This window comes from Saccharomonospora iraqiensis subsp. iraqiensis (assembly GCF_000430445.1).
GTDB classification, from domain to species: Bacteria; Actinomycetota; Actinomycetes; order Mycobacteriales; family Pseudonocardiaceae; genus Saccharomonospora; species Saccharomonospora iraqiensis.
Window position 1 is genome coordinate 68,064 of the sequence record NZ_KE387062.1, and the last position, 6,032, is coordinate 74,095.

General features: G+C 69.1%; 5 protein-coding genes and 1 pseudogene. 4 read left to right on the forward strand and 2 right to left on the reverse strand.

All coding sequences use genetic code 11. The annotated features are described in order from the left end of the window. Positions 1 to 113 precede the first annotated feature (113 nt). Complete coding sequence (locus ACTIR_RS0105450; protein ID WP_026453511.1) at positions 114 to 1,835, reverse strand: BCCT family transporter; 1,722 nt, start codon at positions 1,833 to 1,835, stop codon at positions 114 to 116. Between the two features lie 155 nt (positions 1,836 to 1,990). On the opposite strand from ACTIR_RS0105450, the gene ACTIR_RS0105455 reads away from it, so the two are divergent. From ACTIR_RS0105455 to ACTIR_RS0105470, 4 genes are all read left to right on the forward strand, one after another. After that, positions 1,991 to 2,818, forward strand: coding sequence for a CPBP family intramembrane glutamic endopeptidase (locus tag ACTIR_RS0105455; RefSeq protein WP_084789332.1), 828 nt, complete (start codon positions 1,991 to 1,993; stop codon positions 2,816 to 2,818). Positions 2,819 to 2,933: 115 nt separating this feature from the next. Next, positions 2,934 to 3,146: a hypothetical protein gene (locus tag ACTIR_RS0105460; protein WP_026453513.1), complete on the forward strand. Its 213-nt coding sequence runs from the start codon at positions 2,934 to 2,936 to the stop codon at positions 3,144 to 3,146. Between the two features lie 148 nt (positions 3,147 to 3,294). After that, positions 3,295 to 4,572, forward strand: coding sequence for an arginine deiminase (locus ACTIR_RS0105465; RefSeq protein ID WP_034238521.1), 1,278 nt, complete (start codon positions 3,295 to 3,297; stop codon positions 4,570 to 4,572). Positions 4,573 to 4,757: 185 nt separating this feature from the next. Further along, positions 4,758 to 5,306, forward strand: a complete 549-nt coding sequence (locus tag ACTIR_RS0105470; RefSeq protein WP_026453515.1) for a ferritin — start codon at positions 4,758 to 4,760, stop codon at positions 5,304 to 5,306. A gap of 144 nt (positions 5,307 to 5,450) precedes the next feature. Here ACTIR_RS0105470 and ACTIR_RS26340 read toward each other — a convergent pair. Then, positions 5,451 to 6,032: pseudogene (locus ACTIR_RS26340) on the reverse strand (hypothetical protein); the annotation flags it as partial.

Genomic DNA, 6,032 nt, shown 5'->3' on the forward strand with positions numbered 1-6,032 from the left:
AGGCGCGAGCCGCCGCCACACGCCCCCGAACGACGAACGGCGCCCCCGGTGGAGTACCGGGGGCGCCGTCGTGTCGTCACGGGTGGCCCGTCAGGGCCGCCCGCCCGGACGCGTCAGGAGGTGGACGGTGCCTCGCCCGTCCGCCTCGCGGTCCCGCCCGTCGACGTGCCGCTCGTCGACGTGCCGGCGTCGCCGTTCGGCTCCACCAGCCCCTCGTCGATGAGGCTGTGCGTGACGTGCTCGGTGAGCTCCTCCCGCTGCATCCGCCGCTGGATCCGCAGTGCGGTCCGGCGTTCGTTGCGGAAGTCGCGGATGATCGACACGCACATCAGCAGCATGACCACGCTGAACGGCAGTGCGATGAGGATCGACATCGTCTGCAACGCGCTCAGGCCGCCCGCCAGCAGCAGGGCGATGGCGACCAGACCCTCCAGCGTCGCCCAGAACACACGGCTCCAGGTCGGCGGGTTGGGGTCACCACCGGAGGCGAGCATGTCCACCACCAGCGAACCGGAGTCCGACGAGGTGATGAAGAACGTCGCGATCAGGATGACGGCACCGATCGCCATCGCGGTCCCGCCGGGCAGCCCCTGGAGCATCCCGAACAGGGACCCTTCCTGATCGACCTCGCCGTCGACGATCAGTCCGCCCTCGCCGAACAGCTGACGGTAGAGCGCGGTACCGCCGAAGACGCTGAACCAGAGCATCGTGACCGCGGTCGGCACCAGCAGCACACCGGCGACGAACTCACGCACCGTGCGCCCGCGCGAGATCCGCGCGATGAACACACCCACGAACGGGGCCCAGGCGATCCACCAGCCCCAGTAGTAGGTGGTCCAGTAGGCCTGCCAGTCGGTGCCGGTCTCCACCTCGAACGCGGTGGTGTTGAAGCTCATCTGCAGCAGGTTCTGGAAGTACGCACCGATCGACTGCACCAGATCCCGGAAGATGAACAGGGTCGGGCCGAGAATCAGCACCGCGATCAGCAGCACGGCGGCCAGGCCGATGTTGAAGTTGGACAGGTAGCGGATGCCCTTCTTCAGCCCGGTGACCACCGACACGATCGCCGCGAGGGTGATCGCACCGATCAGGATCACGTAGGTGAGGTTGCCGGGGTCCGAGATGATGTCCAGGAAGTCCAGTCCGGCCGCGATCTGCATGACACCCAGGCCCAGCGACGTCGCGACACCGAACAGGGTGCCGACGACCGCGGCGATGTCGATGATGTCGCCGATCCAGCCCTTCACGCGCCGACCGATCAGCGACTCCACCGCGTAGCGGATGCTGACCGGACGCTTCTTGCGGTGGATCGCGTAGGCGATGGCCAGGCCGACGACGACGTAGATCGCCCACGGGTGCAGGCCCCAGTGCAGGAACGTCTGCACGAGGGACTCCTGCGCCCCCGCCTCGTCCTGGGTGATGCCGGTCGCCCGGTTCGGGACGCCCGCGTAGTGGCTCAGCGGTTCGGCCACGCCCCAGAAGACCAGGCCGATCCCCATGCCCGCAGCGAACAGCATGGAGAACCACGACAGGAGTCCGAACTCGGCCTCCTCCTCGTCCGGGCCGAGCTTGATGTCGCCGTAGTGGCTCAGTCCCACCCAGATGGCGAACGCCACGAACAGCGACACGATCAGCATGTAGTACCAGCTGAACTTGCCCACGACCTCAGACTGGAGCGCGCTGATGCCCGACTCCATCGCGTCCGGCGCGATGACCGTCGCGACCACGAACGCCAGGATGATGATCGCGGCGGGCCAGAAGACCTTCGGCGCGACCGACGATGTTCGTCGTGGGCCGGGTGGCGTCGCGGCCTCCGTTTCTGACGTCTCCGTCACGAGGCTTGCCTCCTTCATCGGATTTCGGGTCCGTAGAACCCTAGTACGTATCGGGATCGATCAGGACGAAACGTTATGAGACTGCCTCCTGAATCACGGTGACCGCGCCGTCGTCCCTCCTCCGGTACGGACGTGACCAGCGCTTTCGGCGTCCAATGTACCGTGCCACGGTGGCCCGATTCGTCCGTGACCGGCGGAACAAGACACCGCGCGCACAACCTGTCACGGTGCGCGATAATGGCGAGCGCACGGCGTTGGTCGCCGAACTGGTTCTGGTCTTTTCCATCACTCTCGGTTTATCTGCCGTACGCAGTGCGTTATCATTTCTGGAAGCGTTGTTGCGCCCGGAACCGCTCACCGACCAGAGCACGGCCATCAACGTGCCCCAGGCCACGATCGGTGCGATCGACCTGCTGAAGCAGCTGCTCGGGGTGGTCCAGCTCGTCGGATGGGGCGCGCTCGGGCTGTATCTGCTCTGGCGGGGCGGGGTGCGGCCCGCGCTCGTCGGGCTCGACCGGCGCCGCCCCGGCCGGGACTGGTGGTGGGGCCTGGTGCTGACAGCATGCATCGGGATACCCGGATTGGCGTTCTATCTCGCCGCCTGGCAACTCGGGTTCAACCTCGCGGTGCAACCGTCCACCCTGACGGAGGCGTGGTGGCGGCCGATCGTGCTCACGCTCTCCGCGTTCGGCAACTCGTTCGCCGAGGAGATCCTGGTCGTCGGATACCTCCTCACGCGCCTGCGCCAGCTCGGGGTCGGGGAGAACACGTCCCTGCTCGTCTCCTCGGTGCTGCGCGGGGCCTACCACCTGTACCAGGGCCTCGGGGGCTTCGTGGGCAACCTGGTCATGGGACTGGTCTTCGGCCGGGTGTGGCAGCGCACCAACCGGCTGTGGCCGCTCGTGATCGCGCACACCCTGCTCGACGTGGTGGCGTTCGTGGGATACGCGCTGCTGCGTGACCATCTGGCGTGGCTGCCGTGACCGACCGGCGCGTCGAGTTGCACCCGTATCGAACAGGTGTTCTAATCGGTGGCATCGGGGGCGGGCCGCGGACGACACGAGCCGCGGGGAGCACGAGCGAGCACAGGAGGGGACGATGGCCTGCAAGATCACGCACCGGGTGAACGCCCAGGAGATCCGGTTCGCCAACCGGGACGCCGCCGAACGCTACGCCGAGATCATGGGCGGCGGCGCCCACAACTGGCTGTTCACGACCGTCACCACGACCGAAGCCCCGCCGGTGGTCACCACAGCCCCGTCGGTGGTCACCACGGAACCGGCGCCCGCCCCTCGGACGCCGTCGCGGTGACCCGCACCCGGGCGCGGACGCAACGATCCCCGTCCGGAAGGGCACCTTCGTTGTGCCCGGACACGGCGTGCCGGAGCAGGCGCGGCCCCGGCACGCCGTGTCGTTTCGTCGCCGCCGCCGCGGCGCCGGATTCACTAATCTCACCCGCGTGACTGGTACGACATCGCAGAACACGCCGCACGCCGCCACCGCCGACCCGTCCGAATTCCCGCCACCCCGGGTGGAGAGCGAGGTCGGGCGACTGGACGCGGTACTGCTGCACCGTCCGGGCAACGAACTCCGACGACTCACCCCGCGCAACAACGACCAGCTGCTGTTCGACTCGATCCCCTGGGTCGCCCGCGCCCAGCAGGAGCACGACGCCTTCGCGGAGGTGCTGCGCGGTCGCGGGGTCGACGTCCTGCTGCTGACCGACCTCCTGCGGCACGCACTGGCCGACTCCCGCGCCCGTGCGGCCGGGGTCCACGCGGCCGTGGACGACCGGCGGCTGGGCGGCGACCTCGCCGACGCGCTGCGGTCGTTCCTGTCCACCGCGAAGCCGGACACCCTGGCCGAGGTGCTGACGTCCGGACTGACGTTCGAGGAACTGCCCGCCTCCGAGGGCGGCTCGCTCGTCCGGCGGATGCATCACCCGCACGACTTCGCCGTCGACCCGCTGCCGAACCTGTTGTTCACCCGCGACTCGTCGGTGTGGATCGCGGACCGGGTCGCCGTGTCGTCCCTGGCGATGCCCGCCAGGCGGCGCGAGACCGCCCTGCTCGACATCGTGTACGCCTACCACCCCCGGTTCCGGGGCGCGGTGCGCGCCTACGGTGCGCACTCCGCGCCCGTCGAGGGCGGTGACGTGCTGTCGCTGGCGCCCGGGGTACTCGCCGTCGGGGTCGGGGAACGCACCACCCCGGCGGGGGCCGAGTCGCTGGCCCGCTCGGTGTTCGCCGACGATCTCGTGCACACCGTGCTGGTGGTGCCCATCGCGCAGGACCGCGCCACGATGCACCTGGACACCGTGTGCACGATGGTCGGCCCGGACTCGGTGGTGATGTACCCCCCGGCCGGGGAGTCGCTGGTCGCCTACACCGTGCGTCCCGACGACCGCGGCGGTCCCGGGGACGGCGGACTGCGGGTCGAGGGGCCCGAACCGTTCCTCACCGCCGCCGCGGAGGCGATGGGTATCGACCGGCTCCACGTGATCGACACCGGACTGGACCCGGTGACCGCCGAACGCGAACAGTGGGACGACGGGAACAACACCCTCGCCCTGCGGCCGGGTGTCGTGATCGGCTACGAACGCAACGTGGAGACCAACGCCCGGTTGGAGGACGCGGGCATCGAGGTCGTGCGCATCGAGGGCTCGGAGCTCGGCTCCGGGCGGGGCGGTCCGCGCTGCATGTCCTGTCCGATCAGCCGCGCCCCGGTGCCGAATTGATCGGCGGTGCCGGATTGATCGATGTATTCGCGTTAAGGTTTGCCTCACCGAAATAACACTTCTGAGGGTCACCTCGGTAAGGGTCGACTAAATTAGCAAAACCTTGGCTCACAATTGTACCCGAATGCGATCGAGATCACCGTTCCCGATTGGATCATCGAGCTCACGGCGCGTACGATGAAGATATGAACACCACGAAGAAGCAACCGCGTTCCAAGTTCTACGAATTGCTCCAGGCGCAGATCCACAACGAGTTCCACGCCTCGCAGCAGTACCTCGCGCTCGCCGTGTGGTTCGACAACGAGGACCTGCCGCAGCTGGCGAAGCACTTCTACCGCCAGTCGCTGGAGGAGCGTAACCACGCGCTCGCCATGGTGCAGTACATGGGCGACACGGACCACCCCGTGGAGATCCCGGGGATTTCCGAGGTGCGTAACGACTTCTCCGAGGTGCGCGAACTCGTGGCCCTCGCGCTGGAACAGGAGAAGGAGGTCTCGGCGCAGATCACCGAACTCGCGCGGACCGCGCGGGACGAGGGTGATCTCATCGCCGAACAGTTCACGCAGTGGTTCCTCAAGGAGCAGGTCGAGGAGGTCTCCCAGATGTCGACGCTGCTCACCGTCGTGGACCGGGCGAACGGCGACCTGGCCCAGGTCGAGCAGTTCCTCTACCGCGAGGGTGTCGGCGAGGAGAACGACCCCACGATGCCCCCGGTCGCCGGCGGCGCGCTGTGAGCCGGCCCCGTCCGGCCCGTCCGTCCGCCGCACCGTGGTGGGCCCGGCGTCCCGCGTCCGGCGCGGGAGCGGTGCCCACCACGGGAACGGGGCCCACCACGGGAACGGGGCCCACCACGGGAACAGGGCCCACCACGGTGTCGCTCAGCAGTCCGACCGGTGCGCGGTGAGCCGCATCCCGATCACCGTCTCGTCCCGGACGGCGAAATGGAACGCTCCCGCCGGCCGGTCGACGATGTACTCCTTCTCCGGGGTCGGTTCCTCGCTGCCCCATTCGCTCTCGTCCAGCGTGCGCACATAGCGCCCGTCCGGGTACGCCGCACGCATCCGCCGTTCCCGCGCGCCGACGCCGACGTCGTCGTCGGTGTGCGCACCGGTCACCTCGAAGCTCACCACGCCGTGTTCGGCGGAGATCGTCACCCGCCCGACCGCGTCGCGCCCCTCGGCGAGCGGGTAGGAGGCGCACCGCTCGGGCGGACCCGTCCCGCCGGTGACCCGCAGCATGTCCGTCGCCACCGCCTGCCGGTAGGGCATCCCGAGTGCGAGGGCGCGGTAACCGTCGTCCCGGATGCGCGGGAGCGGCCCCCGGACCTGCCCGCCCTGTTCCGGCGGCAGGCCGGTCCCGGTGAAGCCTCCGGAGGCCGCCGCACTCGGCAGACCGGCGGAGTCCGGCTGCTGCCGGGGCGTGGCCGGGGCCTGCTCGTCGGGCCGAGGTGGCGCCGTCGA